Below are 25817 nucleotides of genomic sequence, written 5' to 3'. Positions count from 1 at the left end.
ACTTACGCCTAGCAATACGTACCGGCACGTGACGCGGTTCACCTGGCAAAACGGAGTCTGAGAACACCCTGTGACGTCTCGCGTAAAGGCGCGGAACACGGCAGGCTGTCGCGTATGACGGAAGGCAAAGCACGTATCGCGGTCACCGGTCTTGCCACCATGGGCAGCAACCTCGCGCGGAACCTCGCGCGGCACGGTTTCAAAGTGGCCGTGCACAACCGGACGCCCGCGAAGATGAAGGCCCTGCTCGACGAGCACGGCCACGAGGGCGACTTCGTCGGCGCCGAGACGCTGCAGGATCTGGTCGACAGCCTGCAGACGCCGCGCCAGATCATCATCATGGTCAAGGCGGGTGGCCCGACCGACGCCGTCATCGACGAGCTGAGCGGGATCCTCGAACCCGGCGACATGGTCATCGACGGCGGCAACGCCCACTTCAACGACACGCGTCGCCGTGAGGCCGCGCTGAAGGAGAAGGGACTGCTGTTCGTCGGCGCCGGCATCTCCGGTGGCGAGGAGGGCGCGCTCAACGGCCCGAGCATCATGCCGGGCGGTCCCGCCGAGTCCTACAAGCACGTCGGGCCGGTCTTCGAGGAGATCGCGGCCAAGGTGGACGGTCAGCCGTGCTGCGTGCACGTCGGGCCGGACGGCGCCGGGCACTTCGTGAAGATGGTCCACAACGGCATCGAGTACGCCGACATGCAGCTCATCGCCGAGGCGTACGACCTGCTGTCCCGCATCGGCGGCCAGACGCCGGCGGAGATCTCCGAGGTCTTCACGCAGTGGAACTCGGGCGACCTGGAGTCGTACCTGGTCGAGATCACCGCCGAGGTCCTCAAGCACGTCGACGCGGACGGCAACCCGCTCGTCCAGGTCATCGAGGACGCCGCGGAGCAGAAGGGCACCGGCCGCTGGACCGTGCAGGAGGCGCTGGAGCTGGGTGTGCCGGTCACCGGCATCGCCGAGGCCGTGTTCGCGCGCAGCCTGAGCGGTCACACCGACCAGCGCAAGGCCGTGCGCGAGGCGTTCGGTGCCAGCGAGGTCGTCGCGAAGCCGGACGCCGAACTGGTCGACGACGTGCGCCAGGCGCTCTACGCGTCGAAGGTCGTCGCGTACGCGCAGGGCTTCGACATGATCCGTGAGGCGTCGAAGAACTTCGACTGGAACATCGACCTCGGCGCGATGGCGACGATCTGGCGTGGTGGCTGCATCATCCGCGCGCAGTTCCTCAACCGCATCCGCGAGGCCTACGACGCGAACGCGGACATCGAGTCCTTGTTGGTGGACAACTACTTCCGCGACGCGGTCCAGAACGCCGAGGCCGCGTGGCGCCGGGTTGTGGTGCGGGCAGTGGAATCCGGCGTGCCGACGCCGGGCTTCGTGTCCGCTCTGGCCTACTACGACGGACTTCGCTCGGAACGCCTGCCTGCCGCGCTTGTCCAGGGACAGCGCGACTTCTTCGGGGCGCACACGTACCGCCGCACGGACAAGCCCGGTAGCTTCCACACGTTGTGGTCGGGTGATCGATCAGAGGTGGAAGCGTGAAATTAGGCATTCTGGGGGCGGTCGTCGCTGTGGCGGCAGGGTTGACCCTGACGTCCAGCGGCGGCGCCGTGGCGGTCGGCAACGAGGCCCTCACGGCTGATCTCGACACGATCCTGGCCGACAACGCGCTGAAGGGCGCGGATGTCGGCCTGGTCGTGCGGGACGCCAACTCGGGTGAAGTGATCTACACCAGGCAGAGCAGCAGGCGTTCCCAGGTGGCGTCGAACATGAAGCTGCTCACCACGACGGCGTCGCTGGACCTGCTGGGTCCGGACTACCGCTGGAAGACCGAGCTCGTCTCGGCCGGAACCAGGACCGGGACGGCGCTCGACGGCGACCTGGTCCTGCGAGGTGGTGGCGACCCGACGATGTCCCGGTTGCGCTATCAGCAGCTCGCGGACGCGTTGAAGGCCAGCGGTGTCACCACGGTGAACGGCGCGCTCGTCATCGACGACACCAAGTTCGACGCGCAGCCGTACGGCACGGGCTGGGCGTGGGACGACGAACCGTACGCCTACAGTGCGGAAACGTCGGCCCTCACGCTCTCGCCGGACGCGAAGTTCAGCGCCGGCACCGTGATCGTGCGCGTCAAGCCGGGCGCCGCGGCGGGCGCCCCGGCTGTCGTCACGACCGAACCGGCGAACGACCACGTGCAGATCGTGTCCACGGCGACCACCGGCAACGGTGGCGTGTCCGTGGAGCGTGAGCACGGCACCAACCGGATCTTCGTCAGCGGGTCCACGTCCGTCGAGACCACCGCGCTCTCGACGGTCAAGGACCCGACCGGGCTCGTGACGTCGGTGTTCCAGAAGGCCTTGCAGGCCAACGGGATCACCGTCACCGGTGGCGTGAAGCGGCAGAAGGCGCCGGCGAACGCCGCCGTCCTCGCGACCGACACGTCGATGAAGCTCAGCGAGCTGATCGTGCCGTTGCTCAAGGACAGCAACAACATGCTGGCCGAGGTGCTGGTCAAGACCGCGGGTGGTTCGTTCACCAACGGCGTCAACCAGCTCAGCACCAAGTGGTCCGGTCTGGGCGTCGACCCGAACGCGGTCGAGATCTTCGACGGCTCCGGCATGTCGCGGCTCGACCAGTTCTCGCCGGACGACCTCACCTCGGTGCTGGTCAAGGCGAGGACCAAGCCGTGGTTCGCCGCGTGGCAGGCGTCGCTGCCGGTCGCCGGTGTCGACGGCACGCTGGTCAACCGCATGAAGAACACGCCGGCCGCGGGCAACGTGAAGGCCAAGACCGGGTCGCTGTCCGGCGTCTCGGGCCTGTCCGGCTACGTGAAGACGGCGGCGGGCCGGGACCTGGTGTTCTCGGTGGTGCAGAACAACGTCCTGTTGTTCAACAGCCCGAAGCTCATCGAGGACAGGATCGCCGTGCGCCTGGCCTCCGACGGCGGCACGCAGCTGGTGTCGCCGCAGGTCCAGTCGGTGCCGCAGCAGCGCAAGGCTCCGGCACAGGACCGCGCGAAGGTTCCCGCGAAGGAGCGCTTCGACGTGGAGTGCTCCTGGATCGGCACCTGCTAGTCGACAGCGTCAAAGGGAGCCGCCCCGGGAGTTCTCGGGGCGGCTCCTCGCTTTTCTACGCCGGTGCCGTCACCGGTTCGAGCCCGTTGCGGTCCGGGTCCACCAGGTACACGCGGGCGTTCGAGATGTCGAAGTACATGCCCTTCAACGTGAGCGTGCCCGCGGCGATCGCCTCCCGCACGCTCGGGTGGGCGAGCAGGTTGTCCAGCTGCTGTGCGACGTTCGCGACGGCGAGCCGGTCGGCCACCGGCAGTTCCGCGCAGCCGGGCGACGTCGGCGCGTGGAACCGGATCAGCGACGGCTCGGCGTTGCGCAGCCACGAGTGCAGGTGCGAGCCGCGCGCCGCGGACCCGTTCACCAGCGCCTTCATCGCGCCGCAGTCGGAGTGTCCACACACGACGATCGTGCTGACGTTGAGGATCTCCACGGCGTACTCGATCGCCGCTCCGACCGAGCTGTCGTCCGACGACGGCATCGGCACCAGGTTGCCGATGTTGCGCACGCAGAACAGGTCACCGGGCCCGGACGTGGTGATCAGGTTCGGCACCACGCGGGAGTCGGCGCACGTGATGAACAGCTGCTGGGGCCGTTGCCCGCGCACCGCCAGCTCGTGCAGGAACGGCCGCACCAACGGCGCGGAACGACGTTCGAACTCGTGCATCCCGCGCAGCATCGGATCGCCCTCCACGGACGACCGCTGCTCCGGCAACGTCACCAGGCCGGGCGTGCCCTGCCAGTGCGACCACGGTGCGAACCAGCGCGGCAGCGGGCCGGGCAACGTCTTGCGCCGCCCCGGTTTGCCCTGGTTCGCCCGGTCGTACCAGGTGTCGTGCACCTCGTCGACCTGAACCCGGCCACCGAGCCGCTCGTAGCCCTCGCGCCAGTCGTTGATCGCCTCGTAGGACGCGTGGTCCAGGTAGTCGACGTGCAGCTCCAGCACGACGGTCTCGCCCGGCGGCATCCCGCGCAGCTCCCGCACGAGCCGTCCGACTCCCAGGAACACCAGCGATCCCCGCACGTACACCCGGTTGCGCTCGACCCGCACCGAGCAGTGCGTCAGCCGGTACAACGCGCGCAGCAAAGCGATGGCGAGCCCGGCGACCACGCCTTCCAGCAGTCCGAAGAGGACGACGCCGAGCGCGGTCGCCGCGTAGACGAGGAACTCCCGGTGCTGCACCAGGTTCCGCATCCGGGCGACCGACACGAGCCGGAGTCCGACGACGAACAACACGCCCGCGAGCGCCGCCAACGGGATCAGCTCCAACGCCGGCGCGAACGCCAGCACCGCCACCGCGATCCACAAGCCCTGGAAGATCGCGGCGTAACGGGTCTTCGCGCCCGCCGCGACGTTCGTGGAACTGCGCGCCAGGCCGCCGCTGATCGGGAACCCGCCGAGCGCGCCCGCGAGCACGTTGCCGGTGCCCTGCGCGATGAGCTCCTTGTCCAGCCGGGCCCGCGGCCCGTCATGCAGCCGGTCCGTGGCGACGGCCGACAGCAACGACTCCATGCTCGCCACCAGCGCGACCGTGACGATGGCCGTGACCACCGTGCCGACGCTGCCCCGCGGCATCTCCGGGAACACCAGCGCGTGGCTGTCCGGCAGGTCGACCCTGGCGACGTCCAGGCGCAGCACGAACGCCAGCGCGGTGGCCGTGGCGACGGCGACCAGCGGCGCCGGAATCACGGAGGCACGCGGAACACGGGGCCACAGCAGCAGAACCGCGATCGCCACGGCACCGGCCAGCACCGACCCGAGCGACGCCCCGGCCAGTTCTCCCGGCAGCAGCGCGAGGTTCGCGGGCACCGTCGACGCCGCCGTGCCGCCCAGCACCACCACGAGCTGCCCGACGGCGATGGAGATGCCGATGCCCGCGAGCATGCCGTGCACCACGGCGGGGGACAGCGACATCACCAGGCGGCTGATCCCGGTGAGCCCCAGCGCGAGTTGCAACGTGCCCGCGGCCATCGTGATCGCCGCGGTGGCCGCCCACCCGAACTGCGCGACCAGCCCGGCCACGATCACCACGAGCCCGGTCCCCGGACCGCTGATCTGCAACGGAGCTCCGCTGATCGCGCCGACCACCACGCCGCCGATGACCGCGGAGATGATCCCGGCCATCAGCGGCGCGCCCGTGGCGTGCGCGATGCCGAGCGACAACGGGATCGAGATGAGGAACAGCACGAAGCTCGCGGGCAGGTCGTGCTTCAGGATCAGCGGTGGACCGTGCGGGGTGTGGTCGCCGGTGTTGGACCTGGGCTGATGGTTCACGAGATTTCCCTTTGCTGAATAGCGGCATAGCCCTGTGCGACGGATGCACAGGGCGGGGAGGGGAGTGAGCTGTGGGGAGTGCGCTCTACAGGCGCTCTAAGGGCAGCATGCGGCGCGGCCGGACGGCATCGAGCTCGTCGGCGCGGTCATGCGGGGTCGGCACGGGAACACCTCCGTGTCGGCACAGGCACCATGGGGCGGGATCAGGCCGCGTCGCCCTCAATGATGACGCCGGAATCGGTGCTGTGACAGATCTTTCAGCCAACCGTGTTGATCTTGGGTGGCGTCGTCACGCGAGGTGATCAGGTAGATGGGCCGGCTCCGGTCGGGGGGTGCGGAGCCGGCCCAAGTCAGGCCGGAACTGAAGAACTATCGAGTTCCGGAAATCAGCCTACCGAGCGCAGGTGCTTGCCGTGCGCAGTCTCCTGGCCGACGACGGTCAGGATCAGCTGCGCCGAGAGATAAGCACGGCACGGTGCGGGCATCCGCCGTGAGAACCAGCCGCGCTTGCAGGTCGCGCACCGGCCGTGCTCGTCGGGCTGGTGCTCGTCGAGCAACGCCTTCACCACCGCGACCACCCTCGGCAACTCAACCCTGGCGAGTACGAGAGCGGTCTGGTCGTCGCCACGTGCGGCGAGGTCGGTGAGTGTGGCCAGGTGGGAGTGCAGCGACTTGTCCAGTTGGCTGAACACCGTGACGGCCATCAGGCTCAGAGCTCCAGTCCTTACGTAAGCAGCCCCAGCAGACTGTCGCGTCCAACCTGCGATCTGCAAGTTGCAGTACACGAATGGATGACGTCTCTTTGCGACGAGCTCCTTTGCTCTCAAACTGGGTAGGACCACGAGGTGTGGATGCCGTCCAGGAGGAGTAATGCGGGGTAGCAGCCCGACTCTGCGCAAGCGCCGGCTCGTGAGCGAACTCCGGCGACTGCGTGAAGTGGCGGGGCTGACGATCGAGGAGGTGGGCGAGCGCCTGGAGTGCTCGGCCTCCAAGATCAGCCGCATCGAGACCGGCCGTGTGGGGGTGAGCCCGCGTGACGTGCGGGACATGCTCAACGTTTACGGCGCGGACGCCGCCACCCTCGAAGAACTGGTTCAGCTGGCAAGGGAAGCCCGTCGCAAGGCGTGGTGGGACGAGTTCGGCGACATCGTGCCCGGTCGTTACGTGGGGTACGAGGCCGACGCGGACTCGATCAGGACCTACCAGGGGCTGATGATCCCGGGCCTGCTGCAGTGCGAGTCGTACACGAGGGCGTTGATCTCCCAGGTGCTGCCGGACGCGCGCACCGGCGAGATCGACCGCCGCGTCCGGTTGCGCAAGGCCAGGCAGGCCCTGCTCAGCGAGGACGACCCGTTGCGCCTGCACGTCGTGATCGACGAGGCCGCCCTGCGCCGGCTCGTCGGCGGCGCCGAGGTGATGCGCGTGCAGATGGCGCGTCTTCTCGAAGTCGGTGCGTTGCCGAACGTCACGATGCAGGTCGTGCCGTTCAGCGCCGGTGGTCATGCTGCGATGGACGGCCCGTTCGTCATCCTGAGCTTTCCAGAGCAGCTCGACTCCGACGTCGTGTACATCGAAAGCACCAGAAGCGGCGTCTACCTGGAACAACAGTCGGACGTCCATTCCTACGCCGAGATGTTCGAGCGTCTCGTGAGTTCCGCCCTGACCCCGCGGGAATCGGCAACCCTGATCACGGAGATCGCTCGCACTCTCGCGTGACTGCGACCGGAGAGTGAACAGAGTGGAAAGCTTGCGTTGGCGCAAGAGCAGCAGGTCGTCGGCCGGTGGGCCGGAGTGCGTCGAGATCGCGCTCGTCTCATCAGGCGCGGCGGTTCGTGACAGCAAGAACGCGGACGGGTCGCGGCTCAGGTTCGGCGGCGCGGGATGGGACACATTCCTCGCCGCCGCGAAGACCGGCTCTTTTGTCAGCTGATTGGAAGACGAGAACGAGGAAGGCCCCGGCTGGATCAACCAGCCGGGGCCTTCTCGCGTAAGGGGACGTGGGCCGGCCGGCGTTCCGCCGCCGCGGGCTGGATGCCCCTTGCACGCCGGCCGACCCACGTCGATCATGGGGAGCAGCGGGTGTTCCGCTGTCCGGTCCAACCTGCCCGGACGCGCTGATCTCCGGTTTCCGTTGATCTCGCGGTCTGTGGTTGGTTGGACACGCTAAGCGTAAGAATGCCTTCTACAGCACGACTGGAGCCCGACTGAAGTGATCTTCAAGCTCCAGGTGGACCACGGGCGAAGGACATATCGGTGACGCACGGCGAGGAACCCCTTCGGTTCGAGGTTCTCGGCCTTCTCCGAGTCGTTCGCGCAGGTCAAGAGGTTGATCTCGGTGCGGCGAAGCAGCGCGCCGTCCTCGCGGTCCTGCTGCTGGAGCGCAACACACCGGTCAGTCGCGGGCAGATCATCGAGGCCGTGTGGGGCGACAACGTGCCCTCGAGTGCGGTGAACCTGGTCCAGACCTACGTCGCCGGACTGCGCAGGGCGCTCGAACCGACCCGTGCGCGCAGGGCTCCCGCCGAGCTGCTGACCTCGGTCGGCGACGGCTACCTGATGCGCGTCGAGCCCGGCGCGCTCGACCTCGACGTGTTCGAACGTCAGGTCCTGCTCGCGAACCGCATGCGCGCCGCCGGTGATCTCGCCGGAGCCGCGGTCGAGCTGGACGACGCGCTGGCGCTGTTCCGCGCCGAACCGCTGGGCGGCGTCTCCGGCCTGCACGCCGACGTCGAACGCGGCCGTCTCGTCGAACGCCGGCTGGCGGTGCTCGAGGAACGCGCCGAGCTGGGACTCGCGATCGGGCAGGGCCCGGAACTGGTCTCGCAGCTCGGTTCGGTGGTCGCCGAGCACCCGTTGCGCGAACGCGGCCACGGCCTGCTGATGCGGGCACTGGTCCAGGCGGGCCGTCAGGCCGAGGCGCTGGCCGCCTACCGGGAGGCCCGCGCCGTGCTGATCGAGGAACTCGGCGTCGAGCCGGGTCCCGAACTGCGCCGGGTGCACCAGGCCGTGCTGGCGGGGGACAGTCCCGAGCCGGAACGCGCGCCGATCCGCGTGCCGCAGCAGCCGTCCGCGCCCGAACCGGCCCCGATGACGATCCCCGCCCAGCTGCCGCGCGCCCCCGTCGCGCTGGTCGGCCGGGACCTCGAGCTCGGCCTCATGGACGCGTTGCTGCGCGGTCACGACGGCCCGGTGATGCTGGTGACCGGTCCGGCGGGGGTCGGCAAGACCGCGCTCGCCCTGCACTGGGCGCACCGCGTCCGCGAGGAGTTCCCGGACGGCCAGCTCTACGTCGACGTGCACGGCTACGACCCGAACCGGGAGCCGCTGGAGATCGGCGAGGTGCTCAACCGGTTCCTGCGCGCGCTGGGCGTTCCGGCCAGTGACACCCCGGTCTCGGTCGACGAACGCTCGGCGCTGCTGCGCACGTTGCTGGCCGACCGCCGGATGCTCGTGATGCTCGACAACGTCCGCAGTTCCGCTGATCTGCTGCCGTTGCTGCCGGGCGCGCCCTCGTGCGTCGTCGTGACCTCCCGCCGGCGGCTGGTCGGGCTGGTCGCGCAGGTCGAGGCGAAGCTGATCGAGCTGGACATGCTCGACCCGGACGCCGCCGTCGACGTGCTGGGCCGCATCGCCGGCCGGTCCGACATCGAGGCCGGTGCGCTGCGCGAACTGGCCGAACTGTGCGACGGCCTGCCGCTGGCGTTGCGGATCGCCGCGGCCCGTCTTGCCGTGTCCCCACGTCTGCGCGTGGCCGAACTGGTCGAGGAACTGCAGGACGAGCAGGGCCGCCTGGCCGCACTCGGGCTGGAGGACGGTGAGGGCACCGTACGAGCCGCTCTGGACGCCTCGCGCCGTGCGTTGCCCGCGGAGCCGTCGCGGTTGCTGGCGATCGTCGGCCTGCACCCCGGCGCGGACCTGACCCCGCACGTGGTCGCGGCGATGGGCGACGTGGCGCTGCTGGAGGCCCAACGCGCGCTGGACGCGTTGACCGCCGCGAACCTGCTGTCCGTCAGCGAACCGGGCCGGCACGTCGCGCACGACATCGTCCGCGTCTACACGAAGACCCTGGCAGGGGAGCTGTCCGAGCCGGAGCGCCGGGCCGCCACCGGCCGGATGCTCGACTACTACCTGCACTGCGCCGACCTCGCCGACGGGCTGTTGCCGATCAACCGCGGCAGTGTCCTGGTCGCGCCGGAGCACCGGCCGGTCCACGTGCCGGCGATCTCCGGTGCCGCGGACGCGACGGCCTGGTTCGACGCCGAGCGCGCCAACCTGATCGCCGCCGCCGAGCTCGCCTCGGGTTCCGGCTGGCACGTCCACGCCTGGCAGCTGCCGTACACGTTGTCGCGGTACCTGTGGCTGCGGACCGAGCGCGAGACCTCGCTGCGCCTCACCGAAGCGGCGTTGCAGGCCGCCATCGCGCTGAACGACGACGACGCCCGGTTCGTCATGCAGTTCAACCTCGGCGTCGCGTTGCTCCAGTTCGAACGCTTCGAAGAGGCCCTGCAGGCCCAGCAGGGCGCGCTGGAAGTGGCTCGCCGCAAGGAGGACGTGCACCAGCAGGCACGTGCCCTGACGACGGTCGCCGGCACGTTGCAGGACCTGGGCCGGGCCGCCGAGGCCGAGGCGCACTACCGCGAGGCCATGGAGATCTCGCGGATCGCGGGTTCGAAGTGGGCGGAGGCCAACGCCCACCACCACCTCGGCCTGTTGTACCTGAGCACCCAGCGCTTCGACGACGCGATGCCGTGGCTGCGCGTGGCGTTGCGGATGTATCACGAGGTCGGCGAGCAGTGCGGGGAAGCGGCCTGTCACGTCGACATCTCCACGGCCCTGCTGGAGACCGGCGACACGGACGGTGCGCTGTCCTCGGCCCGTACGGCGTTGGCGGTGGCGTGCGATGCCGTCTCGCCGTACCACCAGGCATTGGCGCACGACCGGCTCGCGGCGGTGTTCGAGCAGCTGAACGCGGCGGGGGCGGCGGCGCACTGGCAGCGCGCGCTGGCGTTGTTCAGCGAGCTGGGAGCGCCGGAGGCCGACGGGGTAAGGGCCCGGCTGGCTCGCGCACGTGCGGTGACGGTCGGGTAAGGGGTTTCGCGGGCAGGACTGCGTGATCGCCCGATGCCTGAGGTGAGGCCTCAGGACGACTCTTCTGTCCATGACCGAATGGACCCCTGAGGCGATCAAGGCGGAAATCGACTACCGACGTGGCACCGCTGTCTGCAACTGGCAGCGTTCGAACCGCGACATGCCGTCGTGGATGAGCCGAGTGATCCACCGCACGACTCGGAAACTCGGCGGCAACTAGGCATGACCTGTGCAAGCATGCCCCTTGTGGCGCGCCTTGGTTCTGGAATCCCTCTGGTCGCTCGCGATCGGGAACTGGACCGGTTGCGTGCAGCTCTGGCCCAGGCTGGAGAAGGAACCGCGGGGGCGGTGCTGCTCGCCGGTGACGCCGGTGTGGGCAAGACGCGGCTGATCGACGAACTGGCCGCCAGCGCCGAGGACACCCTCGTCCTCATGGGACGGTGCCTGGACGTCGGCGAGACCGGCCTGCCGTACCTGCCGTTCGCCGAGGCGCTGAGCAAGCTGAAGAGCGACGTGGCGAACCGGCCGGCGCTCGCGATGTTGCTGCCGCAGCTGACGTTGCCCGCCGAACGCGAACCCGGCACCGAGGGCATGATCGCGCCGAGCCTGATCCCTGGCCGGCGGCCTGAGCAGGACGTGGGACAGCTCCAGCTGTTCGACGCCGTGCTCGGGCTTCTCGGCGATCTCTCCGAACGGCAGCGCGTGCTGTTCGTGGTCGAGGACCTGCACTGGGCGGACGCGTCCACCCGGTACCTGCTGTCGTTCCTGTTGTCCCGCCTGCGTTCCCAGCGGTTGCTGGTCGTCGGCACCTACCGCGCGGACGACCTGCACCGCAGCCATCCGTTGCGCCCCTTGCTGTCCGAGCTGGTCCGGCTGCCCGCCGTCGACCGCCTGGACCTCTCGCCGTTCAACGCCGCGGACGCCCGCCGGTTCGTCGAGGCCCTGTCCGACGACCTGCCGGAGGACGTCGTCCAGCAGGTCGCGGAACGCTCCGAGGGCAACGCCTTCTTCGCCGAGGAACTCATCGCGGTGGCCACCTGTGACGACGCCAGGTCGCTGCCCTCCGCGCTCGCCGACGTGCTGCTCAGCCGGGTCGAGAGCCTTGGCCCCGAAGCACAGCACGTCGTCCGCGTCGCGTCGGTCTGGGGTCGCCGGGTCCGGCACTACCGGCTGCACGAGGTCGCGGGCATGGCGGACATCGCGTTCGACACGGCCCTGCGCGAGCTGATCCAGCACCACCTGCTCGTCGTGAACGACGACGAGGTCTACGCCTTCCGCCACGCCCTGGTCCGGGAGGCGGTCTACGGCGATCTGCTGCCCGGCGAACGGGGCCGGCTGCACGCCGCCTACGCCCACCACCTGGCCCAGCGGCCGGACGAACGCGGTGGCGCGGCGGCGCTGGCCCACCACGCCTTCGAGAGCCACAACCTGCCGCAGGCCTTGGAGGCCTCGATCAAGGCTTCCAAGGAGGCCGAACGCGCCGGGGCGCCCGCGGAGTCGTTGCGGTACCTGGAAAAGGCGCTCAACCTGTGGAACGCCGTCGCGGCGGCCGATCGTCCGTCCGATGTGGACGAGTCGGTGCTGCTGCGGCGTGCCTCGTGGGTCGCGGGCACGGCCGGGCAGCCGGAACGCGCGGTCGCGTTCGCCCGCAGCGCCACCAAGGCCATCGGTGCCGAGCAGTCGCCGGAGGAGGCGGCCGAGGTCTGGCTGCGGCTCTCGCAGGCGCTCTCGATCCTCGACGGCAACGAGGAAGAGCACTTCCTGGTCCTCGGCAAGGCCTTGGACCTCGTGCAGGACCGCGAGCCCAGCCCCACCCGCGCCCGTGTGTTCGCGGGCAAGGCGTCTTCCCTGCGCCAGCAACGCAAGGACGCCAAGGCCAGGGAGGCCGCCGAACTCGCGATCGCGGACGGCCAGACGGCGAACGCGCCGGGTGCGGTCGCGGACGGGCTCGGCACCCTGGCGATCCTCGACGACCACGCAGGCCAGCCCGAGGAGGCGAAGGCCAGCTTCGAGCGCGCGATCCAGTGCGCGCGCGAGGTCGGAGCGTTCAACAACGAACTGAGGGCTTGGTACTACTACGGCCTGATGCACTACGACCGCGGTGAACTGGCCGAGGCCGCCCGCGTCTACAACCTCGCGGGCGACCGGGCCAAGGAGACCGGCCTGACGTGGAGCATGTACGGGCTGGAGATCCGCATCCTGCAGGTGCTCGTGCACTACTACATCGGCGACTGGGACTACGCGGCGTGGGCCAGCGAACCGCCCGGCATGTCGGTGTCGTCGACGGTGCTGGCCCGGCTGGCGTCGGCGAGCACGCACCTCACGGTCTCGCGCGGGGATCTCGCCGAGTCCGAGCGGATGATCACGAAGCTGCGCAGCGACTGGCACCGCGACATCCAGATCGCGCTGATCAACGGCGGTACGGGTGCGGAGCTCGCGTTGTGGCGCGGCCGTCCGGAACTGGCCGTCGAGCGGGTCACGGACGCGCTGGCGTGGGCGCGCAAGCTCGGTGGCCCGTGGATGCTCGCGGGCATCAGGATCGGCGCGATCGGCATCGCGGCGCACGCGGAGATCGCCGCGAAGGCCCGTCGCAAGCGGGACGCCGAGGCCGAGAAGAACGCGGTCGCGGCAGGACACGACCTCGCCGAGCACGTGCGGCTGACCGCGGAGAACGGCAAGCCGCGCGCCGGTGTGCTCGGTCCTGAGGGACGTGCCTGGCTGGCCCGCGCGCTCGCCGAGGAGTCCAGGCTGACCGGCGCGGGCGATCCGGAGCTGTGGCAGGCCGCGGTCGACGAGTTCGCCTACGGGGTCGTGTTCGAGCAGGCGCTGTGCCGGTGGCGGCTCGCGGAGGCGTTGCTGGGCGCGGATCGCCGCGAGGAGGCGGCGGAGCAGCTGCGTCTCGCCGACGAGGTGGCGACGAGGCTCAAGGCCGTTCCGCTCGCCGAGGCCGTGGCGTCGTGCGCCAAGCGGGCCCGCATCACCCTCAGGGCTGACGAACCGGTGCGCGAGCAGATCGACCTCTTCACCCCGCGCGAACGCGACGTGCTCGGCCTGGTGGCCTCGGGACGGACGAACCGCGAGGTCGGCGAGGAGCTCTACATCAGCGAGAAGACCGTTTCCGTGCACCTTTCCCGGATCATGGCCAAGCTCGGGGCGTCCCGGCGCGCGGAGGCCGTGGCGATCGCGTACGACCGGGGTCTGCTGGAATAGCCCTGGTTGTCATACCTCAGGCTGACGCGCAACGCGTCGCCGAGTTGATGTCCGCGCACTCAGCTTCCTCATAGCTTCTTCCTCATCGAGGAACACCCCCTGTGAGGAAGGCAAGTCACATGTCAGCACTGGCGTCCGAGGTCGGCACCCGGACCGCTGCGGCGGCCCACAACCTGGTGAAGGTCTACGGCAAGGGTGACACCGCGGTGCGGGCGCTCGACGGCATCAACGTCGCCTTCCAGGCCGGCCGTTTCACCGCGATCATGGGCCCGTCCGGCTCCGGCAAGTCCACGCTGATGCACTGCCTCGCGGGACTGGACACGGTGGACAGCGGCGAGATCCACATCGGACAGACCGAGATCACCAAGCTGAACGACAAGGACCTGACCAAGCTGCGCCGCGACCGCGTCGGCTTCGTGTTCCAGGCCTTCAACCTGCTGCCGACGCTGACCGCCGAGCAGAACATCCTGCTGGGCCTGGAGCTCGCCGGCCGCAAGCCCGACAAGCAGTGGTTCGACACGATCGTCAACGTGCTGGGCCTGCGCGACCGTCTCACGCACCGCCCGACCGAGCTGTCCGGTGGCCAGCAGCAGCGCGTGGCCTGCGCCCGCGCCCTGGTCGCCCGGCCCGAGGTCATCTTCGCCGACGAGCCGACCGGCAACCTGGACTCCCGCAGCGGCGCCGAGGTCCTCGACTTCCTGCGCATGTCGGTCCGCAAGATGGGCCAGACCGTGATCATGGTGACGCACGACCCGGTGGCCGCGAGCTACGCGGACCGCGTGGTGCTGCTCGCCGACGGCAGGCTCGCGGGCGAGATCCACCAGCCCACCACCGAGTCCGTCGTCAACGCCCTCACGCACCTGGGGGCGTGAGCTAAAGATGCTGAAGACGATCCTTGCGGGCCTGCGCGCCCGCACGGCGAGGTTGGTGCTGTCCAGCATCGCCATCGCGCTCGGCGTCGCGTTCGTGACGGGCACGCTCGTGCTCGGCGACGCGGTCGGGGAACAGACCAGGGACAACTTCGCCCGCAGCGCCCGCAACGTCGACGCGGCCGTGCACATGGGGGAGAACAGCCCGAACCGGGAGAACGGCATTCCCGCCGACTTCCTGCAGAAGATCCGCAACACCCCCGGCGTCGAGGGCGCGGACTCGCGTGAGTTCGGCAGCGCCGCGTTGCTCAGCGGCGAGGGCAAGGCGCGCGGCGCGATGGTGCAGCCGCTGCCCACGACGGAGAAGCTGCGCGACTTCAACCTCAAGGACGGCAAGTTCCCGGTCAAGGCCGACGAGGCCGCGATCGACGTCAAGACCGCCCAGGTCGCGAAGCTCAAGGTCGGCGACAAGCTCAAGCTGCTCGACGAGGAGAACGCGGAGCACGCGTTCACCATCGTCGGCACCTACCAGCAGGGCGCCAGCAGCATCTCGATGTCCGGCAGCGACCACGTCCTGGTCTCGCAGGAGGGTCTGCGCACGGTCATCCCGACGCAGCGGATCTACGAGATCGTCGCGGTCGCCAAGTCCGGTGTGTCGCAGCAGCAGCTCGTCAGCGACATCACCAAGGCCATCGGCGCCGGCTACGAGGTGCAGACCGGTGAGCAGCTGACCCAGGCCACGCTGGAGCAGGTCGGTGACGCCGCCGGCGAGATCAAGACCTTTCTGCTCGCGTTCGCCGCGATCTCGCTCGTCGTCGCGGGCATGGTCATCTACAACACCTTCACGATCCTCGTCGCCCAGCGCACGAAGGAACTCGCGCTGCTGCGCTGCGTCGGGGCGAACCGCTCGCAGGTGTTCCGCAGCGTGCTCGCCGAAGCGCTCTTCATGGGCCTCACGGCTTCCGTGCTCGGCCTGCTCGGCGGACTCGGCGTCTCGGCGGGCCTGCAGGCGTTCATCAGCACCGTGGGTGGTCCCAGCGGTGGCGACGACGCCCCGATCCGCCTGCCGATCTCGTGGGTGACCATCGCCGCGGGCTTCGGCGTCGGCGTGGTCGTGACGGTGCTCTCGGCCGTCCTGCCCGCCCGCCGCGCCACGAAGGTCGCCCCGGTGGCCGCCCTGCGCTCGCAGCCGGACAGCTCCGACGACGTCGCCCGCACCGGCAAGGCGCGGATCATCGTCGCGACGCTGATCGCACTGGCCGGTGGCGCCGCCGTCTACTTCGGTCTCCAGCAGGAGAAGGAAGAGCCGGCGATGTTCATCACCGGCGGCGCCACGATGGTGCTGCTGCTGGCGGTCCTGCTGCTCGGCCCGCTCTACGTGCCGCTGGTGAACCGCCTGTTCGGCAAGGCGCTGCGCGGCGTCCCGGCGAAGCTGGCCTCGGCCAACGCGGGCCGCAACCCCAAGCGCACGGCCGCGACGACGGCGGCGTTGATGATCGGCGTGACCATCGTCGCGATGGTGACCGTCGTGGCCGGCAGTGGCCGCGCGACCATGAACGAGCAGGTCGACAAGCGCTTCCCGGCGGACTACGCGGTCAAGTCGAACGTGTACAGCCAGCCGCTCTCGCAGAAGTTCACCGACGACCTCGCCAAGGTGCGCAACGTCGAGATGGTCGCGCCCGAGCTCAGGGCGTACGGCGAGTCGCCGAAGCTCCAGTACGCCGACGTCACCGGCTACCCGGTGAACGCGATCGGGTCCCTGGTGCGCCCGGAGACGACCAGCGGCACGCTCACCGGTCTCAAGGACGGCGAGATCGCCATGCGGGAGAAGGAGGCCAAGGAGGCCGGCCTCGGCATCGGCTCCACCGTCCCGATCAGCGGCAAGGACTTCAAGGTCGTAGCGCTGATCAAGGACAACAGCTACGGCACCGGCCTGGTGACGCTCGCCTCGGCCCAGTCGCTGCTCAAGGAGCCCGCCAAGGGCTACCAGAACGTGCTGATCAAGCTCGCGCCCGGCACGGACATCACGGTGGCCCGCGCCGACCTGGAGCGGTTCATCGCGACCTCGCCGGTGGCGGTGCTGGACTCCGCGGCCGAGACCAAGGCCGAGCTCAACGGCCAGATCGACCAGATCCTGATGTTCATCTGGGCCCTCGTCGGCCTCGCCCTGATCATCGCCCTGTTCGGCATCGCGAACACGCTGACGCTCTCGGTGCTGGAACGGACCCGCGAGTCCGCCCTGCTCCGAGCTTTGGGCCTGACCAGAGGCCAGCTGCGCCAGATGCTGGTGGTCGAGTCGATCCTGATGGCCCTGATCGGCGCGGTGGTGGGCGTGCTGCTCGGCGCCGGCTTCGGCTGGCTGCTGGTCGAGGCGATCTCCAACTCGGAGTTCACGATCAGCTTCTCCATCCCGTTCGGACAGATCGGCATCATGCTCGGGCTGGCCGTGGTCGCGGCGATCATCGCCGCCGCCCTGCCCGCCCGCCGCGCGGCCCGCAACTCCGTGGTCGCGGGCATGGCGGAGGCGTAGGACACCCCGCCTGGCCCCGGCTGTCGGGGGCCACGGCCAGGCGGGTTCGGGAGTGCGGAACAGGGGCCGCACGACCGGGGGATCGGTGGAGGTCCGGTGCCGTCGGGGCACCGGACCTCCGCTGCGTTCACGGGCGGGGCGCGCGTGCCAACCGGCGCTCGCCAACGCAAGGCGACCACGTACGAGGGCCCGGCGCGCGCTCCCACCCGGCGCCCGCCCTCGCAAAGCAACCACGTACGAGTCCTGGCGTGGCGATGCGAAGCGGGCCGTCTGAACCTTCAGGGCTGGGTAGCGGTGAGCCCCAATCGCAACCCCGCACTTCGTCACGACCTGCGCAAGCACCCTCGCAAGGCGACCTCTCGCACGGAACGCGACCAACCCCGCTGGAACAGCAACGGCCCGCACGCAACGGCCCCACGCACGTCCCGGTCGCGGTTCACCTGCATGAACAAGCGCCCCGCTACCCGCCCACGAGCGCCCCAATCACCCGTTCGGAAAAAATCTTGGACGACACGCGTCACTTTTGGCCCGCAACCCCCTCTACCTGGGGTGAGGGACGACCGGAGCGAGGGCCCGGTCGTCCCTCTTCGTCGTTTCCGGGGGCCCTTCGGCCGCCCCATCCGAGACGCTCGGCGTTTCGGTCCAGGTTTTTGTTGCCTGCCACGACAAAGTTACGGAACGATGTCGACCGCTTGACACCCGCGCCTCTCCGGTTGAGTGTGAGAGCGCTCTCATCACAGTTAAGCGCCGCTCACGGCGTCGTCGAGGAGGACGGATGAGCACAAGACTGGTCGGCAGCGTCGCTGCGACCCTCGCGATGGTTCTGGTCGCAGGATGCGGCGGGAGTTCCGGGGCCGACGGCAAGATCGAGCTGTCGCTGGGTCTGTTCTCCGACTTCGGGTACGACAAGCTCATCGAGGAGTACCAGGCCTCGCACTCGAACATCAAGATCGAGCAGCGCAAGGTCAAGATGGAGCAGCACAACACGCAGCTCGCGACTCAGCTCGCGGGTGGCCGTGGTGCCGCGGACATCGTTGCCCTCGAGGAGGGCGTGGTCTCGCAGTTCCGCGCCTCCAAGGACAAGTTCGTGAACCTGGCGGAGTACGGGGCCAAGGATCTGAAGGACCAGTGGGCCGGGTGGAAGTGGAACCAGGGCACCGCTGACGGCGGTGAGTTCGTGCTGGGGCTGGGCACGGACATGGGCAGCCTGGGGCTTTGCTACCGCAGCGACCTGTTCGCGGCGGCCGGTCTGCCCACCGACAGGGCCGAGGTCGCCAAGTTGTGGCCGACGTGGGCCGACTACGCGAAGGCCGCGGACACGTTCACGGCCAAGACGCCGAACGTGAAGTTCGTCGACACCGGCCGCAACGTCTACAAGGCGATCCTCGACCAGACCGAGGAGGGCTACTTCGCGAAGGACGACTCGTACATCGCGGAGAAGAACGACAAGGTCAAGACGGCGTTCGACACGGCGGCGGCGCTCGGCACCAAGCAGCAGACCGGTGCCCTGGAGCCGTTCAGCCAGGACTGGAACGTCGCGCTGAAGCAGGGTTCGTTCGCCACGACCACGTGCCCGGCCTGGGCGCTCGCGCTGATCAAGGCGGGTGCCGGCGACGCGGCCGCCGGGAAGTGGGACGTGACGACGGCGCCCGGCGGTGGCGGCAACTGGGGTGGTTCGTTCCTCGCGATCCCGAAGCAGGGCAAGCACCCCAAGGAGGCCTACGAGCTGGCCAAGTGGCTGACGGCCCCCGAGCAGCAGAAGCGGATCTTCAAGGAGACCGGCAACCTGCCGAGCCAGCCGAAGGTCTACCAGGACGCCGAGGTGCAGGCGACGGTCAACGACTACTTCAACAAGGCTCCGGTCGGTCAGATCTTCGCGACCTCCGCCGAGTCGTTGAAGCCGACCTACCGCGGCACGAAGGACTCGAAGGTCGGACCGGTGTTCGGCACCGCGCTGACCCGCGTCGAGCAGGGCAAGCAGTCCGCGGCTGACGCGTGGACGCAGGCCTTGAAGGAAGCGACGGACGCCGCCAAGTGACGGTGACGCGTCAAGAGACCGAGACGGCCCCGGCCGTCTCGGTTTCGCCTTCCAAGGAGCCGAACCGCTTCCGGCTGAGCCACTGGGACGCCAGGTACACGCCGTACCTGATCATCGCACCGTTCTTCCTGGTGTTCGGGATCTTCGGGCTCTACCCGTTGATCTACACGGCGTGGGTGTCGCTGCACGACTGGCAGCTGATCGACGGCAACCAGGGATTCGTCGGTCTCGCCAACTACGTCGAGCTGTTCGGCGACTCCAAGTTCTGGAACGCGCTGTTCAACACGCTGAGCTTGTTCGTGCTCTCGACCGTGCCGCAGCTGCTGGCCGCGCTGGGGCTGGCCGCGCTGCTGGACCGGGGCCTGCGCGGCAGTGCGTTCTGGCGGGCGGGCGTGCTGCTGCCCAACGTCATCTCGGTCGCCGCGGTGGCGCTGGTGTTCGCGCAGTTCTTCGGCCGCGACTTCGGCATCGTGAACTTCCTGCTGGGCTTCGTCGGCATCGACCCGATCGACTGGCGCGCCGAGACGTGGGCCTCGCACCTCGCGGTGTCCACAATGGTCATGTGGCGCTGGACCGGCTACAACGCGCTGCTGTACCTGGCGGCGATGCAGTCGGTGCCCAAGGACATGTACGAGTCGGCCACTTTGGACGGTGCCGGGCGCTGGCGGATGTTCTGGTCGATCACCGTGCCGTCGATCCGGCCGACGATCCTGTTCACCGTCGTCACCTCGACGATCGGCGGTCTGCAGCTGTTCGCCGAGCCCGCTCTGTTCGACCCCGGGTTCGCCGCCAACAACTCCACCGGCGGTTCCGACCGGCAGTTCCAGACGCTGGTGCTCTACATGTACGAGAAGGGCTTCCGGTTGTTCGACGCGGGCTACGCGGCCACCATCGCGTGGATGCTGTTCGTGGTCGTCCTCCTGGTCGCGGTCGTCAACTTCACGCTGACGCGGCGCATCGCGGGCAAGGAGTGATCGCATGAAGAACGCCAAGGCAGGACCACTGCTCTACGGGTTCCTGGTCGCCGTGCTCGCGGCCTCGATCTTCCCGCTGTACTACTCGTTCATCGTCGCGTCGAAGGACAACTCCGTCCTCGGCGAGAAGGTCCCGCCGCTGATCCCGGGCGGCAACCTGGTCGAGAACATCACCCGCGTCTTCGACACCGTCGACTTCTGGCTCGCCATGCAGAACTCGTTCATCGTGGCGGCGACCGTGGCGATCTCGAACGTCGTGCTGGGCACGCTGGCCGGGTTCGCGTTCTCGCGGCTGCGGTTCAAGGGCCGCGACTCGCTGTTCCTCGTCGTGCTCGGCACCGCGATGGTGCCGACGCAGCTCGGCGTGATCCCGCTGTACATGCTGATGTCCGACCTCGACTGGTACGGGACGCTGCAGGCGGTCATCGTGCCGGTGCTGATCGGGTCGTTCGCCGTGTTCTGGATGCGCCAGGCGTGCGAGGAGACCGTGCCGTACGAGCTGATCGAGGCCGCGCGCGTCGACGGCTGCTCGGTGCTGCGGACGTTCTGGCACGTGGGGTTCCCCGCGGTGCGGCCACAGGCGGCGGTGCTGGGCATGTTCACGTTCATGACGGCGTGGAACGACTTCTTCTGGCCGTTGATCGTGCTGGACCCCAACGACAGCCCGACGGTGCAGGTCGCCCTGTCGACGCTGGCCAGCGGGTACTACACCGACTACTCGTTGATGCTCGCCGGCGCCTCCATCGCGGTGCTGCCGGTGATCGCGATCTTCGTCCTGCTGTCGCGCCAGATCGTCGGCGGAATCATGCAGGGCGCGGTGAAGGGATGAGAATGACGACCGACTCGGACGTCGAGGTCGGGCGGGAGGTGCTGACCTTCCCGCCGGACTTCCTCTGGGGAGCGGCGACCGCGGCGTTCCAGATCGAGGGCGCGACCACCGCAGACGGTCGCGGCGCCTCGATCTGGGACACGTTCGCCGCGACGCCCGGCAAGGTGCTGGCCGGCGACACGGGAGACCCGGCCTGCGATCACTACCACCGCTATCAGTCCGATGTGGACCTGATGGAGTCCCTCGGACTGGCCTCCTACCGGTTCTCCGTCGCGTGGCCGCGGATCCAGCCCAGCGGCAGCGGCAAGGTCGAGGAGCGCGGGCTCGCGTTCTACGACCGGCTGGTGGACTCGTTGCTGGAGAAGAACATCCAGCCGCTCGCGACGCTGTACCACTGGGACCTTCCTCAGGTCCTGGAGGACTTCGGCGGCTGGCGCAACCGCGACACCGCCTACCGCTTCGCCGAGTACGCGGCCATCGTGCACGAACGACTTGGCGACCGGGTGCAGGCCTGGACGACGCTGAACGAGCCGTGGGTCTCGGCGTTCCTGGGCTACGGCAACGGAATCCACGCGCCGGGCATCACCGACGCGACGGCGTCCCTGGAGGCGGCGCACCACCTGCTGCTGGCCCACGGGCTCGCCACGCAGGCGTTGCGCGCGCAGGCACCCGACTCGCACCGGCTCTCGATCGTGCTGAACTTCAGCACCATCTGGGGCGACAGCGACTCGGAGGCGTCGAAGGAGGCCGTGCGCAAGGTCGACGGCCTGCAGAACCGCATCCTGCTCGACCCGGTCCTCGGCCGCGGCTACCCGCTCGACGTCCTGCAGGACACGTCGTGGCTGGGCGACTGGACGAACGTGGTGCGCGACGGGGACATGGAGACCATCGCGACCCCGATCGACTGGATCGGCGTCAACTACTACAACCCCACCCGCGTCGCGCCCGCCGACCCGGACTTCGTGCCGGCCGGTCCGCACGCGGGACTGCGCGGCGTGGCGTTGCAGCCGCCGCAGGGCGAGCTCACGGGGTTCGGGTGGGAGCAGAACGCCGACGCGTTCACCGAGCTCCTGGTCCGGTTGTCGCGTGACACCGACGGAGTGCCGCTGGTGGTGACGGAGAACGGGTCCGCGTTCCCGGACGTCGTCGACCCCGCGGGCCGGGTGCACGACGTCCAGCGGACGAAGTACCTGGTGGACCACGTTCGCGCGGTGCACAGGGCGATCTCCGAGGGCGCCGACATCCGGGGCTACCTCGCGTGGTCGCTGCTCGACAACTTCGAGTGGGCGGCCGGATATTCGCAGCGGTTCGGCATCGTGCACGTCGACTTCGAGACGCAGCAGCGAACCGTGAAGGAGAGCGCGGCCGCGTTGTCCCGGATCATCGGGCAGAACGGGCTTCCCGCGCACGGCTACACCGTTTAGCCGACAGGACGGGCCGAGGGGGCCTTCAGCGCTCTCACCTGCGGATACTCGTGTCCGCAGGTGAGAGCGCTCTCTTGTTCAGCGCCTGCGCAGGACCCTGGGGTCGGCGTGCAGGTTCTCACCCAGCCTGATGGTGATGAACTCGTTGTCGTCCGGCTTGCCCGGCGTGCGACCCGACGACGACGGGAAGTTGTTGTCGTTGAGCACCGCGATCGTCCGGTCGTCGAGGATGGTGACGTCCTCGATCGTGACGAACGGGAACTTGAACGGGTCCGCCTGCCCGCCGACGTGCTTCGGGTTGGCGAGGTTCAGCAGGTCGGCGACCAAGGTCTTGTCCAGCTCGCCGTCCTTGTTCCGGTCGCGCTTGTCGGCGAGGTAGACGCGCTTGACGATCGCGTCGGCGCCCTGCGCGCTGTCCCGTTCGATGATCAGCAGCCGGTTGGCGTCGACCGCGATGGCGTCGCCGATGGCGAAGTTCGGGTCTTCCAGCTGGTACTTCCACGTCGTGCCGGTGAAGGCGCCGGACGCGAGGTCGAACTCGTTGAGGCGCAACGTGCCTGGCGTGTCACCGGCGACGGTGCCCTCCAGCAGCGCGTTGATCCTCTTGCCGTCCGGGGAGAGCGTGATGCCCTCGAATCCCTTGCTGCCGCCCAGGTTCGGGTTGCCGGCGGGGTTCTCCGGAGCCCGCACGCCCGGCAGCGGCGCCGGTGGGGCGAGCAGGCGGCCCGCGCGGTCGAAGTGCAGCAGGTACGGGCCGAACTCGTCGCCCATCCAGTAGCTGCCGTCGGCGCCCCTGGTGACCGACTCGATGTCGATGTCGGCGCCGGTGATCACCCGGTCGGGCCTGGTCAGCGGGAACGGGATGTGGCCTTCCGGGTCGGTCAGCGTGATGCCGCCGACGACGTCGACCCTGCCCGTCCTGAAGTCCGGCGCGATGCGGTTGATGCGCAGGAGCCAGTCCGCGCTGTTGGCCTTCGTGCCGTAGCCGTTGTCGGAAATGGCGTCGAACGTGCCGTCGCTGTTGCGGACGAGGCCGCTGAAGCCCTGGATCGGCTGGTCCGCGAACGGCGGCGTGACCCCGTTGATCGGGGCCGTCCCCAGCGCCGCGCCGCTCGGTTCGCTGCCGGGCAGGAAGGTCAGCGCCGGGAGGAACGCGAAGTTCGTCAGCGTGGCCTGCTTCGGGGCCTTCTGGCCGGCCGTCGCGGGAGCGGCGCTGATGGGCGTGGCCAGTGCCGTGACGGTGAGCAAAGTGAGGCCTACGGCCAGTGTTCTCCTCATGCGGCGACCCTATGAGAATCGTTTTACCCGTGGTTCGCCTCGCGGCAACAACTTCCATGAACTCTTGACGTCATGACGACGACCTGGCGCCTGCGCTTCGAACTCAGCGACAGCCCCGGCGCGCTCGCGCGTGTCACCGTCCGGCTGGCCGCCGCCGACTGCAACGTCCTCGCGCTGCACGTGATCCCCGTTCCCGGCGGAGTGCTGGACGAGATCGTCGTGCGGGCGGGGCAGGGCGTGCTCCCCGCGGACCTCATCGAGGCCGTGCGCAGCGAGGGCGCCAAGTGCGTCGGGATCACCAGTGCCGACATCCGCGATCTCGTCGACGAACCGACGGCCGTGCTGCGCGCGGCGCGGATGGCGTTGACCGACCCGGACCAGACCGGGGAGGCACTCCGCCAGGTGCTGGCCGCCGACTCCGTCACGGTCGGCGAGGCCGGTGACGGCCAGGTCCAGTTGGGAGAGTGGGCGGCCCGGCGCGGCTGGGCCCGGTTCACCCAGGTCGAACTCACGCGCGCCCAGGCGTTGCTCGACCTCGTGGACGCACCGGCGCCCTCGATGCGAGCACTGCTCACCGATGACGGCGCGGCGCTGGTGCTGCGGCCCGGTTCCGCCGCCGACGAGGACGCCGTCGCCGGCCTGCACTCCCGCAGTTCCATGCGGACGATGTTCAACCGCTACCACTCCGGCATGCGCACCGTGCCCCGCCGCTGGCTGCACCGCCTGCTCAGCCCGCCCCGCGGCACCACGATCGTCGGCCAGTGCGGCGACCAGGTCGTGGCGCTCGGTCAGCTCATCCACACCGGCACACCGGACTGCGCCGAGGTCTCGCTGTTGGTCGAGGACGCCTGGCAACGCCGGGGCGTGGGCGCGGCCCTGCTCGACGCCCTGGCGGCGGACGCCCGTGCCGCCGGATTTTCGGAGCTCGTCGCGTGGTGCCTGCCCTCGGAGACCGCCCTCGTCCGGACGGCCGCCCGCGCCGGTCTCGAGGCCACGACACGCCGGGAGGACGGTCTGCTGAGGGTGTCGATCACGCCACGCGCGCGTGCTCTGAAGACGCCGATCACGACGGACGTCCCCGAAAAAACACGTTGATCAGCGCGGAGACCCTCCTCGGAGATCGCTTGGGGCTAAGCTGCTTAGCGACTCAAAGGTTTTCATCGAGGAGTGGTGGTGCTCGTGTCCAACCACGCGCGTCCGACGTTGGAAGACGTTGCCGCGAGGGCAGGGGTTTCCCGCGCCACGGCGTCTCGAGTGCTGAACGCGTCGCCGCGGGTCAGCCCGGAAGCGCTGGAGGCGGTCAACGCGGCCGTGTCGGCACTGGGCTACCAGCCGAACCGCGCCGCGAGGGCGTTGGTCACCCGCCGCACCGGCGCCGTGGCCGTGCTGTTCTCCGAGCCCGAGCCCAAGATCTTCGATGACCCGCACTTCGCGCGCCTGATCCGCGCCGGCGCGCGTGCGCTGGCCGACGTCGACGTGCAGATGGTGCTGATGCTGGTGCACTCGCCGGACGATCAGGCCCGCGCGCACCGCTTCCTGGCCGGCGGTCACGTCGACGGTGCCCTGGTGTTCGCACCGCACCGCAACGACGAGGTCGTCTCCGTGGTGAAGAAGCTGCCGCTGCCGGTGGTGTACGCCGGCAAGCCCTGGGGGTCGTTGCGGGGGATGCACCTCGTCGACAACGACAACGAGGGCGGCGCAGTGCTCGCCACCGAGCACCTGAAGTCGCTGGGGCGCAAGAAGATCGTGCACGTCTCCGGGCCGCTGGACGAGCTGTCCGCCATAGACCGTCTGAACGGCTTCAAGTCCGCCATGTCGCTGGACGACAAGGGCGTCGCCCGGCTCACCGAGGACGGCGGGTTCACGCGCGAGGGTGGACGCAAGGCCATGTCCTCGTTGCTGGCCAGGGTTCCCGCGCTGGACGCCGTGTTCGTGGCCTCCGACCTCATGGCGGCCGGAGCGCTGGAGTCGTTGCACGAGGCCGGTAAGCGCGTTCCCGAGGACGTCGCCGTCGTCGGGTTCGACGATCACGTGGCCATCGCCGAGCACACCTCGCCGCCGCTGACCTCGGTGCGGCAGGACTCGGACGAGCAGGTCAAGCACATGGTCGAGCACCTGATGAAGCTGCTGCGGGACGAGACCGTGAAGCGCAAGCAGCAGATGCTGCCCACCGTGCTGGTGCGGCGCGAGTCCGCCTGAAGGTCCTGACTCCCCGTCGCGCACGATCGGTG

The 25817-nt window shown here is 69.3% G+C and carries 18 protein-coding genes; 15 read left to right on the top strand and 3 right to left on the bottom strand.

Annotated elements, in window-relative coordinates; genetic code table 11:
- Positions 1-114: 114 nt before the first annotated feature.
- Both gndA and dacB read left to right on the top strand, forming a co-directional pair.
- Positions 115-1545, top strand: coding sequence for an NADP-dependent phosphogluconate dehydrogenase (gene gndA / locus ACH413_RS13080; protein ID WP_360041476.1), 1431 nt, complete (start codon positions 115-117; stop codon positions 1543-1545).
- Positions 1542-3077, top strand: coding sequence for a D-alanyl-D-alanine carboxypeptidase/D-alanyl-D-alanine-endopeptidase (gene dacB / locus ACH413_RS13075; RefSeq protein WP_360041473.1), 1536 nt, complete (start codon positions 1542-1544; stop codon positions 3075-3077). Before gndA ends, dacB begins: the two co-directional genes overlap by 4 nt.
- Positions 3078-3132: 55 nt before the next feature.
- On the opposite strand, the gene ACH413_RS13070 is transcribed toward dacB, so the two are convergent.
- Both ACH413_RS13070 and ACH413_RS13065 read right to left on the bottom strand, forming a co-directional pair.
- Positions 3133-5346 (bottom strand): SulP family inorganic anion transporter, encoded by a 2214-nt coding sequence (locus tag ACH413_RS13070; RefSeq protein ID WP_360041470.1) that lies wholly within the window; start codon positions 5344-5346, stop codon positions 3133-3135.
- Between the two features lie 386 nt (positions 5347-5732).
- The gene (locus tag ACH413_RS13065) at positions 5733-6050 is read right to left on the bottom strand and encodes a hypothetical protein (RefSeq protein WP_093597178.1); all 318 of its coding nucleotides are present in this window, start codon (positions 6048-6050) and stop codon (positions 5733-5735) included.
- Between the two features lie 166 nt (positions 6051-6216).
- On the opposite strand from ACH413_RS13065, the gene ACH413_RS13060 reads away from it, so the two are divergent.
- The 11 genes from ACH413_RS13060 (at position 6217) to ACH413_RS13010 (ending at position 22308) form a co-directional block, all read left to right on the top strand.
- Positions 6217-7062 (top strand): helix-turn-helix transcriptional regulator, encoded by an 846-nt coding sequence (locus ACH413_RS13060; RefSeq protein WP_360041466.1) that lies wholly within the window; start codon positions 6217-6219, stop codon positions 7060-7062.
- A 22-nt stretch (positions 7063-7084) separates the two neighbouring features.
- Positions 7085-7276, top strand: coding sequence for a DUF397 domain-containing protein (locus ACH413_RS13055; RefSeq protein WP_360041463.1), 192 nt, complete (start codon positions 7085-7087; stop codon positions 7274-7276).
- 323 nt (positions 7277-7599) lie between these two features.
- Entirely contained in the window at positions 7600-10434 is a 2835-nt protein-coding gene (locus ACH413_RS13050; protein WP_360041460.1) for a BTAD domain-containing putative transcriptional regulator, read from the top strand.
- A 70-nt stretch (positions 10435-10504) separates the two neighbouring features.
- Positions 10505-10654, top strand: coding sequence for a hypothetical protein (locus ACH413_RS13045; protein WP_360041458.1), 150 nt, complete (start codon positions 10505-10507; stop codon positions 10652-10654).
- A 17-nt stretch (positions 10655-10671) separates the two neighbouring features.
- Positions 10672-13644, top strand: coding sequence for an AAA family ATPase (locus ACH413_RS13040; protein ID WP_360041455.1), 2973 nt, complete (start codon positions 10672-10674; stop codon positions 13642-13644).
- Between the two features lie 119 nt (positions 13645-13763).
- Positions 13764-14516 carry an ABC transporter ATP-binding protein gene (locus ACH413_RS13035; protein ID WP_360041452.1) on the top strand — a complete coding sequence of 251 codons (753 nt, stop codon included), beginning with the start codon at positions 13764-13766 and terminating at the stop codon, positions 14514-14516.
- Between the two features lie 7 nt (positions 14517-14523).
- A complete protein-coding gene (locus ACH413_RS13030) occupies positions 14524-17043 on the top strand; it encodes an FtsX-like permease family protein (RefSeq protein WP_360041449.1) in 2520 nt (839 codons plus the stop codon).
- A gap of 775 nt (positions 17044-17818) precedes the next feature.
- The gene (locus ACH413_RS13025) at positions 17819-19081 is read left to right on the top strand and encodes an extracellular solute-binding protein (RefSeq protein ID WP_360041446.1); all 1263 of its coding nucleotides are present in this window, start codon (positions 17819-17821) and stop codon (positions 19079-19081) included.
- Positions 19082-19155: 74 nt separating this feature from the next.
- A complete protein-coding gene (locus tag ACH413_RS13020; RefSeq protein ID WP_360041757.1) occupies positions 19156-20055 on the top strand; it encodes a sugar ABC transporter permease in 900 nt (299 codons plus the stop codon).
- A 4-nt stretch (positions 20056-20059) separates the two neighbouring features.
- Complete coding sequence (locus tag ACH413_RS13015) at positions 20060-20884, top strand: carbohydrate ABC transporter permease (protein WP_360041443.1); 825 nt, start codon at positions 20060-20062, stop codon at positions 20882-20884.
- Between the two features lie 2 nt (positions 20885-20886).
- A complete protein-coding gene (locus tag ACH413_RS13010; RefSeq protein ID WP_360041441.1) occupies positions 20887-22308 on the top strand; it encodes a GH1 family beta-glucosidase in 1422 nt (473 codons plus the stop codon).
- Positions 22309-22386: 78 nt separating this feature from the next.
- Here the strand turns inward: ACH413_RS13010 and ACH413_RS13005 are convergent, their stop codons facing one another.
- Positions 22387-23586, bottom strand: a complete 1200-nt coding sequence (locus ACH413_RS13005; RefSeq protein ID WP_360041438.1) for an esterase-like activity of phytase family protein — start codon at positions 23584-23586, stop codon at positions 22387-22389.
- 72 nt (positions 23587-23658) lie between these two features.
- Here ACH413_RS13005 and ACH413_RS13000 point away from each other — a divergent pair, with 72 nt between their 5' ends.
- Together ACH413_RS13000 and ACH413_RS12995 are read left to right on the top strand one after the other, a co-directional pair.
- Positions 23659-24681: a GNAT family N-acetyltransferase gene (locus ACH413_RS13000; protein ID WP_360041435.1), complete on the top strand. Its 1023-nt coding sequence runs from the start codon at positions 23659-23661 to the stop codon at positions 24679-24681.
- Between the two features lie 75 nt (positions 24682-24756).
- A complete protein-coding gene (locus ACH413_RS12995; protein ID WP_396425007.1) occupies positions 24757-25785 on the top strand; it encodes a LacI family DNA-binding transcriptional regulator in 1029 nt (342 codons plus the stop codon).
- Positions 25786-25817: the final 32 nt, after the last annotated feature.

This window comes from Lentzea sp. NPDC020367, assembly GCF_044387305.1.
Classification (GTDB): domain Bacteria; phylum Actinomycetota; class Actinomycetes; order Mycobacteriales; family Pseudonocardiaceae; genus Lentzea.
This window is presented reverse-complemented; position numbering and strand designations above follow the sequence as displayed.

Coding starts and splice junctions, on each gene's coding strand:
- ACH413_RS13015 (WP_360041443.1), top strand. CDS start 20,060: ATGAAGAACGCCAAGGCAGGACCACTGCTCTACGGGTTCCTGGTCGCC.
- ACH413_RS13065 (WP_093597178.1), bottom strand. CDS start 6,050: ATGGCCGTCACGGTGTTCAGCCAACTGGACAAGTCGCTGCACTCCCAC.
- ACH413_RS13010 (WP_360041441.1), top strand. CDS start 20,887: ATGACGACCGACTCGGACGTCGAGGTCGGGCGGGAGGTGCTGACCTTC.
- ACH413_RS13030 (WP_360041449.1), top strand. CDS start 14,524: ATGCTGAAGACGATCCTTGCGGGCCTGCGCGCCCGCACGGCGAGGTTG.
- gndA (WP_360041476.1), top strand. CDS start 115: ATGACGGAAGGCAAAGCACGTATCGCGGTCACCGGTCTTGCCACCATG.
- ACH413_RS13045 (WP_360041458.1), top strand. CDS start 10,505: ATGACCGAATGGACCCCTGAGGCGATCAAGGCGGAAATCGACTACCGA.
- ACH413_RS13025 (WP_360041446.1), top strand. CDS start 17,819: ATGAGCACAAGACTGGTCGGCAGCGTCGCTGCGACCCTCGCGATGGTT.
- ACH413_RS13005 (WP_360041438.1), bottom strand. CDS start 23,586: ATGAGGAGAACACTGGCCGTAGGCCTCACTTTGCTCACCGTCACGGCA.
- ACH413_RS13060 (WP_360041466.1), top strand. CDS start 6,217: ATGCGGGGTAGCAGCCCGACTCTGCGCAAGCGCCGGCTCGTGAGCGAA.
- ACH413_RS13000 (WP_360041435.1), top strand. CDS start 23,659: ATGACGACGACCTGGCGCCTGCGCTTCGAACTCAGCGACAGCCCCGGC.
- ACH413_RS13040 (WP_360041455.1), top strand. CDS start 10,672: ATGCCCCTTGTGGCGCGCCTTGGTTCTGGAATCCCTCTGGTCGCTCGC.
- ACH413_RS13035 (WP_360041452.1), top strand. CDS start 13,764: ATGTCAGCACTGGCGTCCGAGGTCGGCACCCGGACCGCTGCGGCGGCC.